This is a genomic window from Kocuria sp. KH4, assembly GCF_053711175.1.
The window spans coordinates 92,062-106,156 of record NZ_JBSJYX010000007.1; the positions used below are offsets into that span (position 1 = coordinate 92,062).

Sequence of the window (14,095 nt, forward strand, 5' to 3'; positions counted from 1 at the left end):
CTGCGTTCGCGCACATCCCAGCGTACGTCCGGCGCCCCGGCACGGTCCGCCGCTGGCCGGTCCATGTGTCGAGCCGTTCGGTGCCGACCCCGGACGAGGCGGTGCTCAGCGCCGGGAGCACGCAGCGGCGGCCCGCAGCCGGCAGGGCCTGTCCCGGGCGATGCACAGGAGTATCCTCGCGATCGGCGCGACAGCTGATCGACACGGTCGGGCTGACGACCATGACGACGACAGGAACCCCACGATGGCAGCCTTCACCTCACCGTTCACCGCCGCGAGCACCGCCCTGGAGGTCGTTGCGGGCCTCGACCTGACAGGCCGGACCGCGATCGTCACCGGGGCCGCTTCCGGCATCGGCGTCGAGACCGCGAGGGCGCTGGCCCATGCCGGAGCCGAGGTGACGCTCGCCGTCCGTGACGTCGAGGCCGGCCGCCGTGCGGCCGCTGACATCAGCCGCGGCAGTGCCGGAGCCCGCGTGCACGTCGCGATGCTGGATCTCGCGGACCCGGCGTCGGTGGTCCGGTTCACCGAGGGCTGGTCAGGACCGCTGCACCTTCTGATCAACAACGCCGGGATCATGCTGACGCCTGAGCTGCGGACGCCGCAGGGCTGGGAGCTGCAGTTCGCCACGAACCATCTCGGTCACTTCGCCCTGGCGGTGCACCTCCATGCAGCGCTGAGAGCCGCCGGGAACGCGCGGATCGTCTCGGTCAGCTCGAGCGGCCACGGCAACTCGGACATCGTCTTCGACGACATGTTCTTCGAGCGGCGGCCCTACGACGCGGGGCAGGCCTACGGGCAGTCGAAGACCGCCAACGTGCTCTTCGCCGTCGAAGCCTCGCGGCGATGGTCGGAGGACGGTATCCGGGCCAACGCCGTCATGCCGGGTGGCGTCTGGACGAACCTGCAGCGCCACTGGGACCCCGAGGTCCTTGCGGCCACGAAGGCGCGGGCAGCAGCTCTCGGCCTCGAGGCCAAGACGCCCGAACAGGGCGCCGCCACGTCGGTGTTCGCCGGCACCTCTCCGCTCCTCGAGGGCATCGGCGGGCGGTACCTCGAAGACTGCCGCGAGGCCGATCTCGTGCCGGAGATCATCGACGGAACGCACGGAGTCCGCCCCTACGCGCTGGACCCGGTCAACGCCGAGCGGCTGTGGGACGTGTCCCTCGACCTCCTCGACCTGGCGCGCGGCTAGGGGCCGGACCGCGCCCTTGACCTGCCGATGTCGCATCGGCCCGGTACCCGACCGTCGTCGGCCCGAAGGCGTCGGCCTGACGTGGATCCCGTCAAGGGTGGCTCGGCGCGTGACGGGGTCCCGAACAGGACGGGACGGCCGCATCAGCAGGTGCCGTCCGAGCCGGCCGGAGGCGTGCCGTGCTCCCTCGGACTCGCGGGACGACGGCCGGGACCGCACACTGCCTTCAGAGGTCGTGCCCGCGCAGGAACTCCCGGACCGCTCGCACGTACTCCCCCGGACGTTCCAGGTTGGGATAGTGCGCCGCTCGGGGGATCTCCCGGTACGCACCCGCGGGGGCGAGCTCGGCGAGCCGTTGTCCGCCGGCCAGGTGATCCGGTGCGTCCAGCGCCCCGTTGAGCGCCAGCACCGGCACGCTGATGCCGGGCACCCGCTCCCAGGTGTGGGGAACCGGGGACGGCGGTCTCGGCGGGACGGGCACGCCGTGCGGATCAACCCGGAGATGGCTCGAGAGGGTCTCGCGGGCCATCCGCTGCACCAGCGCATCGACGGTCGGGGCGAGATCGGCGCGGGTGCGGTACGGCCCGTGCGCGAACCGCATGAACACATCGATCCAGGCCTCCACGTCACCGGCCGCCTCGGCCTGCTGCCAGTCGCGCAGCGCCGCCAGCGTCCACGGATCGGCGAAGCCCGGCTCACTGGTGCCCGTGCCCGTCACGACGAGGGCCGCGCACCGGTCCGGGTGCTCCAGGGCGACGTCGACGGCCGTGCCACCTCCCATGGACACCCCGGCCAGCACGGCGCGGTCGAGGCCCAGCGCGTCCATCAGGACGACGACGTCGTCGGCGAGCCGGTACGGCCCCTCGGCGTCGGAGGAGCCACCGTGTCCGCGGGCATCCGGGGCGATGACCCGGCGCTCGGGGAAGGCATCCAGCTGGGGGGTCCACATGCGATGATCAACGGCACCACCGTGCAGCAGGAGCACAGGCGTGCGGGGGCGGGCCACGGAGGCGGTGACGTCGAAGAAACGCACGACGTGGTCGGCGAGCTGCTGGCTGCGTGACATGCCCGACATGACAACCAAGGTGTCATGTCCGAGCCAGAGTGACAACCCGGGTGTCATAATTGCCGGCGTGACCGACTCACTTCCCCCTGACGCCCTCGCGGCCCGCCTGGCCGAGGTCTACCTCGTCGTGGGACCGCTCTACCGCAAGGTCTCCCGCGCCGTGGAACGCGAGCAACCACGGATGGGCATGTCGGTGGGGGTGCGGGCGGTGCTGGAGCAGGTCCGGCGCGAGGGCGAGCTCACCGTCCCGATGATCGCAGCCGCCCAGGAGCTCAGCCGCCAGTTCGTCCAACGCATGGTGCACGAGGCGCGCGATGCCGCCTTCGTCGAACTCGTCGACAACCCGCGCCACCGCCGGTCGCCCCTCGTCCGCCTCACCCTCGAAGGCGATCGGGCCATCACGGCGGTGATCGAGCGTGAGCACCGCCTCATGTCCCGGGTGGTGGGCGATCTCACCGACGCGGACATCGACGCCACCCTGCACGTGCTGCGATCCATGCTCACCGGACTGGACTGAGACGCTCCGGGCATCCGCCACTGGAAGCACCGAACCGGTCCCACCCCTCTCACGGCGTCGACCGGATCCCCCAGGCACACCCCGCCACCACGGGGATCCCGAACCGACCTTCACCGCAATGGGGGTGTCCGGTCTTCGGCCATGTGCACAGTGCAAGGGTGCCAACGCGCGATGAGGTGTCATCCGATGGCGTGGACGTCCCGCCGGTGGTACCGGTGGCCGGCGTTGGTCCGGTCGATGGTCGGGAGACCCTCGACGCGTCGTCAGCGACCGTGCAGCTCCTCGGCGAGCATCACGATGATGCCGCTGGGGCCGCGGACATAGGCGAGCCTGTAGGCGTCCCCGTAGGTCGCCACACCGCGCAGCGGGTAGCAGCCGTGCCGGGCGGCGATCTCGAGGGACGCGTCGATGTCGTCGACCGAGAACGCCACGCGGTGCATGCCGATCTCATGGGGCCGGGTGGGTTCGGTCTCGATGGCCTCGGGGTGGATGTACTGGAAGAGCTCCAGGCGTCCGTTGCCGTCCGGCGTCTGGAGCATCGCGATGTTGACGTGGTTGCCGTCGAGGCCGACGGCGGTGTCCGCCCAGTCTCCGCTGACCGTGTCCCGGCCCAGGACGCTCAGTCCGAGGTCGGTGAAGAAGGAGATCGCCGCGTCGAGGTCACGGACGGCGATGCCGACGTTCTCGATCTTGATGGGCATGTCCCCCAGGGTACCGAGCCGCGGAAACCCGTTCCGTCACACTTCACTTTCCTAGCCGAGCGACGGAACGCCTCCTGCACCGGTCGTGACTGCACATGGTGGCATGCCCTTCGATCGGTCCTGGCGTGGTGATCGTCAAGGGGTCCAGGCCATGTCACCGGCGGCTTCGCAGCCGGAGACTCACCTCCAGGTGCCCTCGTCGAGGAAGCCGTCACCGGGGTCGTCCGGGGCAGATGCTGAGCCCGTACGACGCCGACGGCTTCGTTCCCGGCCACCACCCACCCGCAGTCCCCGCGGTGTGGGTCGAGAACGGTGCGGTGGAAAAACGTCGACCGCGCGCTCACCTCGATCGCCGAGAACCACTGCGCGCACCGGTCGAGGTTTTCGAGCGTGGCTGTGGTGAGCAGAGCGCTCCATGGTCTGCCACACCGGCGCACCGCTTCAACAGGCAGGTCTTCGGCAGTAGTGCCCGGTGCGCTGGAAGGGCGGAGTCCTGACGGTCACTGCGGTGTGTCCTCGGCCCCGCGCAGCGAGGCGATGCACCGGGCGAGCACGGCTCGCAGCTGTCCCTGCTCCTCGGCGCTGAGGGAGGACGTCATCCGGTCTTCGACGGCCTTGACGGCAGCACTGGCCGCCTCCAGCTGGCGCCGCCCCGTCTCGGTGAGCTCGGTGGGCAGTGCGCGTCCCGAGATCGGCCGCTCGGAGCGCGCGACGATCCCGTCCCGCTCCAGCGCCTGCATCAGCACGTTCATCGCCTGCCGGCTGACGAACGCCCCGCGGGCGAGTTCGGAGGTCGACAAGCCTGGGCGTTGGGCGAGCAGCTCCAGGCAGGAGTAGTGGGTGGTGTTCATACCCAGAGGACGCAGCACCGCTTCCATCTCCAGGCGCAGCGCACTGGCCGCTTCCTTCAGCTGGTATCCCAGCGACGTCGTCAGATCGATCCCAGGGGCGACTTGGTCCATGTCAAGATTCTGACATACGATCACCTATGTCAACTAACTGACACCAATGAAGGAGAACATCATGGCAGCATCCGGTCCCGGCTTCGTCTCCCTGCAGGTACGCGACGTATCCCGCTCGGCCGCGTTCTACGAGAAGCACCTCGGCCTGACGCGGCAAGCCGGCCCACCGCACGCGGTCGTCTTCGACACCGCCCCGGCGTCCTTCGCCGTCCGGGAACCGGTCGCCGGGGTCGATCTCGACGCCGTCGCGCAACCGGGCGTGGGTGTCGGCGTGTGGCTGCACGCCCCTGACGCCCAGGACATCCACGACGGCCTCGTCGCCGACGGGGTCACGATCACCGCCGCGCCGGTCGACGGTCCCTTCGGCCGCACCTTCACCTTCGCCGACCCCGACGGCTACCTGATCACCCTCCACGACCGCGCCTAGCACGACGTCGCGGGATCGATCGGGACAGCCGCGCACTCTCAGGTGGGATCCGAGCGGACTTGCCCCCGACAAGGTCCGGTTGACCGGTGGGGACATGGCGTGAACCAGCGCGTCGAAGGCGCTGAGCGGTCGGCCGGCCACGGCCGGGGCGCGTGCCGCGTTCGTGCCGCTGGATTCTGTGGCGTGGGAGGGAGCCGGAGCAGGATGTGCCGTGGGGGTGCTTCGACTGTGGGTGTCGGTGCGTAGTGTGTCAGGGGCGGCGCGCGACCCAGACCGTGCGTGTTCCCCGGACCCCAACCCGATCGAGGGAGCGGACACTGCCGGCTCACTCGCCGGCGAGAGGCATCAGCGTGGTTCGGTCGGCGTCCTGGAGGTTCCGCATCGCGGCGTGGCCGAGCCGGCGCAGCACGAGAGCTGCATAGTCACCGGCCGGTCCGTCGGCGGGGAGCTCCACGTCAGTAGTGAGCTGCCGGGTGAGCAGCATCTCGAAACCGGCGGCTGTCATCGTTCCCGTCCACTCAGGGTGATCGGTCGCCGCGGCCCCTCCACCGGCGGCATGAACGCGTTCCTCCAGCTCCGCATGGGCCGGCGGAAGGACCGTGGGGAGGACATCCATCTCGAGGACGGCCAGCACTCCTCCGGGCTCGAGCGCCTCGAACAGGTTGGTGACGGCCAGGTCCGGGTCGCTCACCTCATGGAGTGCCGCTGACGACCACGCGACGTCAGCGCGCCCGAGGGAAGGTGAGGCGGCCGCGATGTCCGCTCGGAGCGTCACGATCCGTTGATCCACCCCTGATGCCTGGGCCCGGCGGCGTACCTGCTCGAGCATGTCGCCGTCGATGTCGACCGCGACAACCTGAGCCGCGGGGAAAGCGTGCGCCAACGCGACGGCCCCGGTCCCGGTCCCCGCTCCGATGTCCAGCACGTGCCACACGTGAGCCGTGCCTGTGGCACCTGTGAGCAGTGACCTCGCTTGGGAGAGGAGCGGGGCGTGGATGCGTGCGTCGAGTTCCAACAGTCGCGCCATGTCGGGACCGTGGGTGTGGGCGGGCTGCGGTATCCGAGCGGAGGTCTTTCCTCGGATCAGGGCACTGCGCACAGCGCGGGGCTGGTCGCTCGATGCCCTCACGGAGCGCAGCCACCCGAGTCCGTCGAACCTGAGCAGGATCGAGACGGGGGTCACGCCGGATAGCCCTCGATCAACTCATTCCTATTGCCCGGGCGCTCGATTCGACTTGCGACCAGCTCCTGGAGCCCCCGTACGACGAGGACGTCGTCATCCGGCCGCGTCAGGACGAACACCACGGCATGACGGTCTGGACGTTGGCACGCGAGCGCACCCCTCATGACCTGACCGTCGCCAAGATGCGCATCACCACCCCCGCTCCTGCGGTCGAGGACGCCGGCGTCCATCCAGCTCGGGGCTGGTTCATGGTCCTCTCGGGCACCGCTGAGCTGCGCCTCGGCGATCGCCTCATCCTTGTCGAGACCGGCCACGCAGCCGAGTTCTCCACCATGGCCCCCCACGGCATCGGAGCCCACGGCAAACGCCCCGTCACCATCCTGACCATCCTCACCCAGGGCGGCCAGCGAGCCCACGCGTAGGACGAGGAGAGCGAACACGACCTACGACGATCCAGGCAGCAGATGCACGATCAGGTGACGGCGGAGTCGCTCACCCGGAAGGCGGCCCGGAGGAATGCGACAGGTGCCCGGAGCAACCCCTGCTGCACCGCTGCATGGTCGGGAGTCCGTCAGAGCTCCCGTGCCCGCATGGCCCGAGTTCCCTCGCGGGCGCCTCCGCGGGGTGGGACGAGGAAGCCGACCAGGACCGCGGAGGAGGTGGACGCGCGACCGGGCCCCTCGCGCACGGTGCACGAGGGGCCGGCAGGACGGGCAGCTCAGGCGGCCTGGGGGTCGTGCACGTCGACCACCCAGGTCACCCCGAAGCGGTCGGTGAGCATGCCGAACCCAGGGCTCCAGGCTGAGGCAGCGAACGGCTCGATGATGTGTGCGCCGTTGGCGAGGCCGTCCCAGAGCGCGGTGACCTCATCGAGGGTCTCCCCGCGAAGGGACTGGAAGAAGGTGCGATCGGTGAGCGTGACACCGTTCTCGCGGCGGGTCACACCGGCCGTCTCGGTGACGTCGCTGGTGTCCTGTCCCGGGATGTCGTAGGCCATGACGCGGAATCCGTGTGCGGAGTCCACCTGACCGAAGACGATGTTGTCGGCGCCGGGAGCCTCCCTCGGCATTCCGAGGTCGCCGTACGTCGCGGAGGTGAGGTTGCCGCCGAAGACGTCGCGGTAGAACTCCAGTGCCTGGCGGGCGGTGCCCCGGAAGTTGAGGTGGGTGGTGGTGGTGATGCTCATCTGTGCGTCCTTCGATTCGCTGAGGGCTGCGACGTGGTGCCGCAGGAGCAGAATGCCCGCAGTAGAGGACAGGTTGCGTCCGCTTCCTCGGTCACACTGGGGACATGGCCGGAACCTCCTCGCGCATGCTCAGGCGGTTGTCGCTGTGGCAGTCCCGCCGTGACTGGCCTGGGCCGGTGCTGGCCGATCGCCTCGAGGTCGGCCCGCGCACGGTGCGGCGCGTCGTCGATCGTCTGCGCGAGCTGGGGTACGTCGGCACCGCCGACCGGCGCGACTACCGGCTCGACAGGATGACACCGAAGGTCCCTGCAGGGGCGCCGTCCACTCGCCGGCCGATCCCGACGGGCGACGCCCGCAGCTGTCTCGCCGCGCGCTCGAAAGGATCCCACGGTGTTGATGTGTGGCCGTGCTGCGGCGATGTCCTGCTCGAGCTACCCTCCGCGACATCGCCCCGGACCGACCTGCGAAGGATGATTCCGATGACCCGCTCCACCCCACCGGCACAGCTCACCCTGGCCGACGTCGCCGCATGGCGGGCGTGGCTGGACCGTAACGAGCACACCAGCGACGGCGTGTGGCTGGTCCTGGCGAAGAAGGGGACGACGGTGCCGACGTCGTTGAGCTACGCCGAGGCGCTCCGTGAGGCTCTCTGCAGCGGTTGGATCGACGGCCGGAGACACGCTGTCGACGACGCCACCTACCGCCAGCACTTCACGCCTCGACGGGCCCGTTCGCTGTGGTCCCGACGCAACGTGGACCTCGTGGGTGGACTGATCGAGACCGGACGGATGCGTGCGCGCGGCCTCCAGGAGGTTGCGCGGGCACAGGCCGATGGCCGGTGGGACCGAGCCTACGCAGGCCCGGCGACCGTCGAAGTGCCCGCCGACCTGCAGACCGCCGTCGACTCCTCGCCGACCGCGGCCTCCGCATTCCGCGCACTCGACCGCGCATCCCGCTACCAGATCCTGGTTCACGTCATCACCGCGCCGAACGACACGGCACGCGTGGCCCGCATCACCAGACACGTCGCTCGCCTCGCCACCCCGGTGACGCCCGGCACCTGACCACGTCCCGGAAGAGACGGGGCGATCCATCAGCCGGTGTCAGCGGAGCAGGTGTGACGGTCCCTGCCGCAGTGGCCGCCGGCATCGGCACGCCGCCCATTGAGGAGCCCCTGCCGCAACACGGCCCGCGCTCAGGAGGGGTACTCGGTGACGGGTGCCGGGGAGCATCTGCAGGGTGATGTCGGTCGGTGTGGTCATCATGGAGTGGGACGAAAGTGGGTCGACGTCCTCGCGTGTTCTCCTGGGAGACGCTCGAGGCCAGAGGTGAGGGACACCCGATGCGGGCAGCAACCAGAGTGGGCATGCACGTCTTTGCGATGGTCACTCCTCCTGCCGTGGCGGTGGTGGCGGTCGCCACCGACACCCCGACGGTGATGCTGCTGTTCTGCTTTCCCGCCGCCGTCGTGGGGTACACGGTCTACAGCGACCACCGCCATCCCGATCCGGGACCCGGCACCGCCGCGCGATTTCCCCGCCCCGGCGAGCCTGCAGTGGATGACGCGGCTGTGGGACGCCGGCAGGCCTGGCTGCTGCGCCGAGCGCTCGGGCACCACGGCAGCACGGCCCACGAGTTGTGGCTGGATTATGCATGCCGGGGTGGAGTCATCGGTGAGTTCGAGGTCGACGCGTACGTGCACGAGAGCTTGCACCTGCCCCCGGCCGAACGCGATCTGCTGGTGCAGGCGGCCAATGCGCTGCTGGGCCCTCGATCCGAGTTGTGGGTGCCGACCACCGCGCAGCTGCAGTGGCCCGAACCGCACCGATGACCGCCAGGGGAACTGTGCTGGGGTTCTGGCAATGCGAAGTGACGGTATCGGTCGATGACCTCGAACTGCCAAACATAGCCGCTGCGGTGACAGCTGGCGATGATGCGACTCCAGGATGACGTCGGGGAACGCGGCCAGGCGACGCCGCAGGTGAGCATCGTGCGGCGGGACATCGGCTGCTCCTTCGATGCGATGACCGCCCGGCTCGCCACCAGATATGCACCGTCGTGCGGAGGTGTGATGGTGGTCTTGCGACCGGGGCGACCTTCCAACCAGCACGGCACGCCACCACCACCGGTCAGGCCGCTCGGTGGGCCGGCTGATCGCCACCCCGAGCAGACGTTCCTCGCGAGGAGGAACGTCCACGGCATCCTCGTTCTGGCTGGCCATGTGCGGCAGCGGGCCGCACGGAGAGCGCAGGGCGGTCAACGGTCATCGCACTCGATGCCCTGCAGCGATCTTCGGCCGGATTCAGGGGCGTGACGGCGGCTTCCACCTCACAACGCTGCAGGCTGCATGAGCGACTTGTCGCCACGTCCCGGACCTGCGCCGTAAGTCGGGACTCTTGACGTCGAGGGCGCACAGCCATGGCGACCACACAGCGGCCACCATCACCGTTCACCAGCAAGACGCCGAACTCCACACACCTAGCTCTTGCCCACAATATGGTTTCTAACTTACATTATGAGCCATACGCTGAGTGATGCAGGGCACATCGGAGATGTACCGGCGTCCTGAAGGAAAAGGTGGAGCTCCCATGGCCGACTGGCTGGTTCTGACGATCACCGCGGTGGTGATCCTGGCGATCGTGCTCATGATCGTGAAACTGCGCATCAACCCGGTGGTGTCCCTGGTGATCGGGGCAGCGGCCCTGGGCCTGGCCACCGGAATGGGGGCGACGGCGACGACCGAGACGGTGATGAAGGGTTTCGGCGACATCATGCTCGAGGTGGGCCTGTTGATCGCCTGGGGCGTGCTGATGGGCTCGATCCTCAACGAGATGGGCGCGATCCGGCGCCTGGTGGACAACCTCCTGCGGGTCTTCGGTCCCCGTGGGGTGCCCTATGCCCTGGGGCTGACGATCGGGACGATGCTGCAGTCGATCTTCCTGGACGTGCTGCTGGTGATGAGCGCCCCGCTGGCCCGGCGGATGGCGCCGGCGCTGGGCAAGTACGGCACCGCGAAGATGGCCACGGCTCTGGCGATCAGCCTCGAGTGCGGCATCGTGCTGATGGTCCCCGGGGTGGCGACCCTGGCCCTGGCCGGGCTGCTGAGCGTGCCGCTGGGCAAGATGCTGATCTTCGGGTTGATCGTCATCGTCCCGACCATCGTGATCTCCATTGCGATCATGAACTTCCTGCTCACCCACGGGCTGTGGAAGACAGGCCAGGACGAACAGCAGCTGCCGGGGGAAGAGGCAGAGACCGTTCCTTCCTCCGGTGGTGCCTCGGTGGCTTCCGTCCCGGCCGACGCCGAGACCGGCCTGGTCGACGGTCACGGCACCCGGGTGGGTCTGCTGCCCTACCAGGTGCACCAGACCACCGCACGCCGGCCCAAGGAGCCGAGCCTCATCCTGCTGTTCGCCCCGATGCTGCTGGCCCTGGTGCTGATCGCCTCCGGTGCGATCCTGGAGATGGTCGGGCTGTCCAGCCCGGTGATGGAGTTCCTGGCCTCCCCGGTGATCGCCCTGCTCATCGGGCTGCTGGGCACCAGCGTCGTGGGCCGATACACCATCGGGCGCAAGCGGGTCGAAGGGGCGGTGGTCGACGGGTTCCGCGAGTCCGGGCAGATCCTCATCCTCACCGGCGCCGGTGGGTCCCTGGCCGCCGTGGTGGCCGCCAGCGGCATGGGTGACATCCTGGGGAAGTACTTCACCGCCGGGTCCTTCGCCCCGCTGCTGACGGTGTGGGCCATCGCCGCGGTGCTGCACATCGCCGTGGGCTCGGTGTCGATCTCGGCGATCACCGCCGCGGGTCTGCTGGCTCCGGTCGCCCCGCAGATCGGCCTGGATCCGGTGCTGATCGCCCTGGCCGCCGGGGCGGGGTCCCTGTTCCTGGTCCACGTCACCTCCAACACCTTCTGGCTGCTGCAGTCGATGCTGGGCCAGACCACCAAGGGCACCCTGAAGTCCTGCTCCCTGGGCGTCTCGGTCGCCTCGGTGGTGGCCCTGGGCTGCACCCTGGTGCTGGGGCTGTTCATCTGAGCCGTCCCGCGATCCCGACACCCACCTGCAGCGGTCACCTGCCGGCCCACCGCTGACGCGCACACGAAAGAGGACGAGAACCCCATGACCGACACCACGCCCCAGCCCCTGGCCGGAATCCGCGTCCTGGAACTGGGCAACTACATCGCTGCTCCCACCGCAGGGCGCCTGCTGGCCGATTTCGGGGCCGAGGTCATCAAGGTCGAACGCCCCGGCACCGGCGACGAGCTGCGCAACTGGCGCCTCTACCAGGGCACCACCTCGATGCTGTTCCGCACGATCAACCGCAACAAGAAGTCCGTGGTCCTGGACCTGCGCTCCGCCGCCGGCCGGGAGGCCGTGAAGGACCTGGTCGCCGAGTGCGACGTGCTGCTGGAGAACTTCCGCCCCGGCACCCTGGAGAAGTGGGGCCTGGGCCCCGAGGTCCTCAACGAGATCAACCCGGGGCTGGTGATCAGCCGCATCTCCGCCTTCGGCCAGACCGGCCCGCTGGCCCCCCGGCCCGGGTTCGCCGCCGTGGCCGAGGCCTACAGCGGGTTCCGCAACCTCGTCGGAGACCCCGACCGGGCCCCGGTGCGGGTGGGGGTGTCGATCGGGGACTCCATCGCCGGGCTCTACGCCGCCTTCGGGGTGGTGATGAGCCTCTACCAGCGCGAGGCCCTGACCCGCACCGGTGCCGACGGCGCGCCCCTGCAGGAACGGGTCATCGACGTGGCCCTGCACGAGGCGATGTTCTCCATGATGGAGTCCCTCATCCCGGACTACAGTGCCTACGGGATCGTCCGGGAGCGGACAGGCGGGCGGATGGAGGGCATCGCCCCGTCCAACGCCTACATCTGCGCCGACGGCGCCAGCATCGTGGTGGCCGGCAACGGGGACTCCATCTACCAGCGCTACATGGACACCATCGGCCGCCCCGATCTCGGCACCGACCCGGGACTGCAGACCAACGCCGACCGCTGGACCCGCCGCGAGGAGCTGGATGCCGCCATCGGCGACTGGGCGGCTGGGCGGACCTCCGCCGAAGCGCTGGAGGCCCTGGGCGCGGCCGGGGTGCCGGCCGGCCCCATCTACACCGCCGCCGACATCAGCGCCGACGCCCAGTACGCCGCCCGCAACATGATCCAGCGCTTCGACGTCTCCACCGGCGAGGAGATCCTCACCGACGTCGGGTTCCCCGGCATCGTCCCGGTGATCGGGGAGCAGTCCCTGCCCATCCACCACCTCGGCCCCGACCTCGGGGAGCACACCCACGAGGTCCTCGCCGGCCTGCTGCACCTCACCGAGGACCAGATCGCCGCCGCCACCGCCACCACCGCCGCCACCACCGCCAAGGAGAACCTGCCCGCATGAACCACACCCTGGAACCCCGCGCCGAGCTGCGCGACGTCACCCTGCGCGACGGCCTGCAGCTCACCGGCAAGGTCCTGTCCACCGAGAAGAAGGTCGAGGTCGTCCGGGCGCTGATCCGTCTGGGCGTGCCGGCCATCGAACTCGGCTCGATGGCCCGCCCGGACCTGGTCCCGCCGATGGCCAACACCCTGGAGGTCGTCGCCGCCCTGACCCCGGAGGAACTGGAGAAGTGCTGGATCTGGGTGGCCACCCCCCGCCACATCACCCGGGCCGCCGAGGCCGGTGCCCGGAACTTCCAGTACTGCTTCTCCGTCACCGACTCCCACAACCAGGCCAACATCGGCCGCACCACCGAGGCCAGCCTCGCCGCCCTGCCCGAGGCCGTACAGCTCACCCGGGAGGTCGGCGGGCGGATCCAGCTGTGCCTGGCCACCTCCTTCACCTGCCCCTTCGAAGGCCCCGTGGACCCGGAACGGGTGCTGGCCATCGCCAACGACCCCCGCGCCGAGGGGACCGAGGACATCGTCATCTGCGACACCCTCGGCCAGGCCGTCCCCGCCCAGGTCACCGAACTGATCACCCGGGTCCGGGAGGAGACCCCGCCCCGCCGGATCGTCTTCCACGGCCACGACACCTGGGGACTGGGGGTGGCCAACACCCTGGCCGCCATCACCGCCGGAGCCACCATGGTCGACGGCGCCCTGGGCGGGCTCGGTGGGTGCCCCTTCGCCCCCGGGGCCAGCGGCAACACCGCCAGCGAGGACATCCTCTTCGCCACCCAGCCCCCGTGGCTGACCCCCGGGGTGCTCGGTGACCTCGTCGAGCTCTCCGAGGGCCTGCTCGAGGAGCTGGGCGAGCCCAACCGCTCCAAGGCCGCCCAGGGCGCCCGCTCCAACGCCGCGGCCTTCGCATGGGTCATCCCCGCCGAGACCACCCCGGCCTGTGACCGGGTGAGCTGAGCACGCGCCCACGGTTCCTGGTGACCACCCCGATCCCCGATCCGGTGCTGCGGCTGCCAGAAGAAACGGGGTCGGTGGCGGTCCACGCCGACCCTGCTGACGATTCGCGGCTGCGGCCGCTGGGCGCCATGGCCCCCGGTCGGCACCCGCCCCACGTCGTCCACCGGCAGTCGACGCCGGCCGGGTCGGCTGGATCCGCTCGGCGGCAGCAGCCACCAGCATGGCCGCCCCGGGCTGCCTGGGACCGCACACTCCTGGAAGACACCGAGCTCGGGGGCCCTCCCACATGGTCCCTGACTGCACCCACCACATCAGAAAGGACCGAGGGCCATGCCAGCTGACCTACACCCCCTCATCGATGTCTCCACCCTGCAGCGAGGCGACCGCCTCGAGGTCCGCCGATTCGGCTTCCCGGCCTACACCGGCATCGTCCTGGCCACCATGCCCGAACTCAAGGTCGTGTGGATCCGCGCCACCGCCACCGGGGAACGCAGAATGCTGTGCGCCGACGA

At 69.9% G+C, this 14,095-nt stretch carries 15 protein-coding genes; 10 read left to right on the forward strand and 5 right to left on the reverse strand.

Annotated elements, in window-relative coordinates:
* Nucleotides 1-244: 244 nt before the first annotated feature.
* Nucleotides 245-1,195 (forward strand): SDR family NAD(P)-dependent oxidoreductase, encoded by a 951-nt coding sequence (locus tag ACWCOM_RS07545; RefSeq protein WP_454548125.1) that lies wholly within the window; start codon nucleotides 245-247, stop codon nucleotides 1,193-1,195.
* Nucleotides 1,196-1,421: 226 nt separating this feature from the next.
* Here ACWCOM_RS07545 and ACWCOM_RS07550 read toward each other — a convergent pair whose 3' ends face one another.
* The gene (locus ACWCOM_RS07550; RefSeq protein WP_454548126.1) at nucleotides 1,422-2,261 is read right to left on the reverse strand and encodes an alpha/beta fold hydrolase; all 840 of its coding nucleotides are present in this window, start codon (nucleotides 2,259-2,261) and stop codon (nucleotides 1,422-1,424) included.
* A 67-nt stretch (nucleotides 2,262-2,328) separates the two neighbouring features.
* On the opposite strand from ACWCOM_RS07550, the gene ACWCOM_RS07555 reads away from it, so the two are divergent.
* Nucleotides 2,329-2,778 carry a MarR family winged helix-turn-helix transcriptional regulator gene (locus ACWCOM_RS07555; RefSeq protein WP_454548127.1) on the forward strand — a complete coding sequence of 150 codons (450 nt, stop codon included), beginning with the start codon at nucleotides 2,329-2,331 and terminating at the stop codon, nucleotides 2,776-2,778.
* Between the two features lie 263 nt (nucleotides 2,779-3,041).
* On the opposite strand, the gene ACWCOM_RS07560 is transcribed toward ACWCOM_RS07555, so the two are convergent.
* Together ACWCOM_RS07560 and ACWCOM_RS07565 are read right to left on the reverse strand one after the other, a co-directional pair.
* Nucleotides 3,042-3,479, reverse strand: a complete 438-nt coding sequence (locus ACWCOM_RS07560) for a VOC family protein (RefSeq protein WP_454548128.1) — start codon at nucleotides 3,477-3,479, stop codon at nucleotides 3,042-3,044.
* Nucleotides 3,480-3,979: 500 nt separating this feature from the next.
* Complete coding sequence (locus ACWCOM_RS07565; RefSeq protein WP_454548129.1) at nucleotides 3,980-4,441, reverse strand: MarR family winged helix-turn-helix transcriptional regulator; 462 nt, start codon at nucleotides 4,439-4,441, stop codon at nucleotides 3,980-3,982.
* A gap of 61 nt (nucleotides 4,442-4,502) precedes the next feature.
* Between ACWCOM_RS07565 and ACWCOM_RS07570 the strand changes: the two genes are divergently transcribed.
* Nucleotides 4,503-4,868 carry a VOC family protein gene (locus ACWCOM_RS07570; RefSeq protein WP_454548130.1) on the forward strand — a complete coding sequence of 122 codons (366 nt, stop codon included), beginning with the start codon at nucleotides 4,503-4,505 and terminating at the stop codon, nucleotides 4,866-4,868.
* Nucleotides 4,869-5,193: 325 nt separating this feature from the next.
* Here the strand turns inward: ACWCOM_RS07570 and ACWCOM_RS07575 are convergent, their stop codons facing one another.
* Nucleotides 5,194-5,895: a class I SAM-dependent methyltransferase gene (locus ACWCOM_RS07575; RefSeq protein ID WP_454548131.1), complete on the reverse strand. Its 702-nt coding sequence runs from the start codon at nucleotides 5,893-5,895 to the stop codon at nucleotides 5,194-5,196.
* Between ACWCOM_RS07575 and ACWCOM_RS07580 the strand changes: the two genes are divergently transcribed.
* Entirely contained in the window at nucleotides 5,894-6,217 is a 324-nt protein-coding gene (locus ACWCOM_RS07580; RefSeq protein ID WP_454548132.1) for a helix-turn-helix domain-containing protein, read from the forward strand. The genes ACWCOM_RS07575 and ACWCOM_RS07580 overlap by 2 nt on opposite strands.
* Nucleotides 6,177-6,473 (forward strand): cupin domain-containing protein, encoded by a 297-nt coding sequence (locus ACWCOM_RS07585; protein WP_454548133.1) that lies wholly within the window; start codon nucleotides 6,177-6,179, stop codon nucleotides 6,471-6,473. Before ACWCOM_RS07580 ends, ACWCOM_RS07585 begins: the two co-directional genes overlap by 41 nt.
* Before the next feature lie 296 nt (nucleotides 6,474-6,769).
* Here ACWCOM_RS07585 and ACWCOM_RS07590 read toward each other — a convergent pair whose 3' ends face one another.
* Nucleotides 6,770-7,237, reverse strand: coding sequence for a VOC family protein (locus ACWCOM_RS07590; RefSeq protein WP_454548134.1), 468 nt, complete (start codon nucleotides 7,235-7,237; stop codon nucleotides 6,770-6,772).
* A 104-nt stretch (nucleotides 7,238-7,341) separates the two neighbouring features.
* Between ACWCOM_RS07590 and ACWCOM_RS07595 the strand changes: the two genes are divergently transcribed.
* The 5 genes from ACWCOM_RS07595 (at nucleotide 7,342) to ACWCOM_RS07615 (ending at nucleotide 13,583) form a co-directional block, all read left to right on the forward strand.
* Nucleotides 7,342-8,301: a YdeI/OmpD-associated family protein gene (locus tag ACWCOM_RS07595; protein WP_454548135.1), complete on the forward strand. Its 960-nt coding sequence runs from the start codon at nucleotides 7,342-7,344 to the stop codon at nucleotides 8,299-8,301.
* 296 nt (nucleotides 8,302-8,597) lie between these two features.
* Nucleotides 8,598-9,068, forward strand: a complete 471-nt coding sequence (locus tag ACWCOM_RS07600; protein WP_454548136.1) for a hypothetical protein — start codon at nucleotides 8,598-8,600, stop codon at nucleotides 9,066-9,068.
* A 757-nt stretch (nucleotides 9,069-9,825) separates the two neighbouring features.
* The gene (locus tag ACWCOM_RS07605) at nucleotides 9,826-11,271 is read left to right on the forward strand and encodes a GntP family permease (protein WP_454548137.1); all 1,446 of its coding nucleotides are present in this window, start codon (nucleotides 9,826-9,828) and stop codon (nucleotides 11,269-11,271) included.
* An 84-nt stretch (nucleotides 11,272-11,355) separates the two neighbouring features.
* Nucleotides 11,356-12,624, forward strand: a complete 1,269-nt coding sequence (locus tag ACWCOM_RS07610; RefSeq protein ID WP_454548138.1) for a CaiB/BaiF CoA transferase family protein — start codon at nucleotides 11,356-11,358, stop codon at nucleotides 12,622-12,624.
* Nucleotides 12,621-13,583: a hydroxymethylglutaryl-CoA lyase gene (locus tag ACWCOM_RS07615; protein ID WP_454548139.1), complete on the forward strand. Its 963-nt coding sequence runs from the start codon at nucleotides 12,621-12,623 to the stop codon at nucleotides 13,581-13,583. Before ACWCOM_RS07610 ends, ACWCOM_RS07615 begins: the two co-directional genes overlap by 4 nt.
* Nucleotides 13,584-14,095 lie beyond the last annotated feature (512 nt).

What these genes read in the sequence shown, in the direction of transcription:
- ACWCOM_RS07545 (WP_454548125.1), top strand. Translation starts at nt 245, where the DNA reads ATGGCAGCCTTCACCTCACCGTTCACCGCCGCGAGCACCGCCCTGGAG.
- ACWCOM_RS07550 (WP_454548126.1), bottom strand. Translation starts at nt 2,261, where the DNA reads ATGTCACGCAGCCAGCAGCTCGCCGACCACGTCGTGCGTTTCTTCGAC.
- ACWCOM_RS07560 (WP_454548128.1), bottom strand. Translation starts at nt 3,479, where the DNA reads ATGCCCATCAAGATCGAGAACGTCGGCATCGCCGTCCGTGACCTCGAC.
- ACWCOM_RS07565 (WP_454548129.1), bottom strand. Translation starts at nt 4,441, where the DNA reads ATGGACCAAGTCGCCCCTGGGATCGATCTGACGACGTCGCTGGGATAC.
- ACWCOM_RS07570 (WP_454548130.1), top strand. Translation starts at nt 4,503, where the DNA reads ATGGCAGCATCCGGTCCCGGCTTCGTCTCCCTGCAGGTACGCGACGTA.
- ACWCOM_RS07580 (WP_454548132.1), top strand. Translation starts at nt 5,894, where the DNA reads ATGTCGGGACCGTGGGTGTGGGCGGGCTGCGGTATCCGAGCGGAGGTC.
- ACWCOM_RS07575 (WP_454548131.1), bottom strand. Translation starts at nt 5,895, where the DNA reads ATGGCGCGACTGTTGGAACTCGACGCACGCATCCACGCCCCGCTCCTC.
- ACWCOM_RS07585 (WP_454548133.1), top strand. Translation starts at nt 6,177, where the DNA reads ATGACGGTCTGGACGTTGGCACGCGAGCGCACCCCTCATGACCTGACC.
- ACWCOM_RS07590 (WP_454548134.1), bottom strand. Translation starts at nt 7,237, where the DNA reads ATGAGCATCACCACCACCACCCACCTCAACTTCCGGGGCACCGCCCGC.
- ACWCOM_RS07595 (WP_454548135.1), top strand. Translation starts at nt 7,342, where the DNA reads ATGGCCGGAACCTCCTCGCGCATGCTCAGGCGGTTGTCGCTGTGGCAG.
- ACWCOM_RS07605 (WP_454548137.1), top strand. Translation starts at nt 9,826, where the DNA reads ATGGCCGACTGGCTGGTTCTGACGATCACCGCGGTGGTGATCCTGGCG.
- ACWCOM_RS07610 (WP_454548138.1), top strand. Translation starts at nt 11,356, where the DNA reads ATGACCGACACCACGCCCCAGCCCCTGGCCGGAATCCGCGTCCTGGAA.
- ACWCOM_RS07615 (WP_454548139.1), top strand. Translation starts at nt 12,621, where the DNA reads ATGAACCACACCCTGGAACCCCGCGCCGAGCTGCGCGACGTCACCCTG.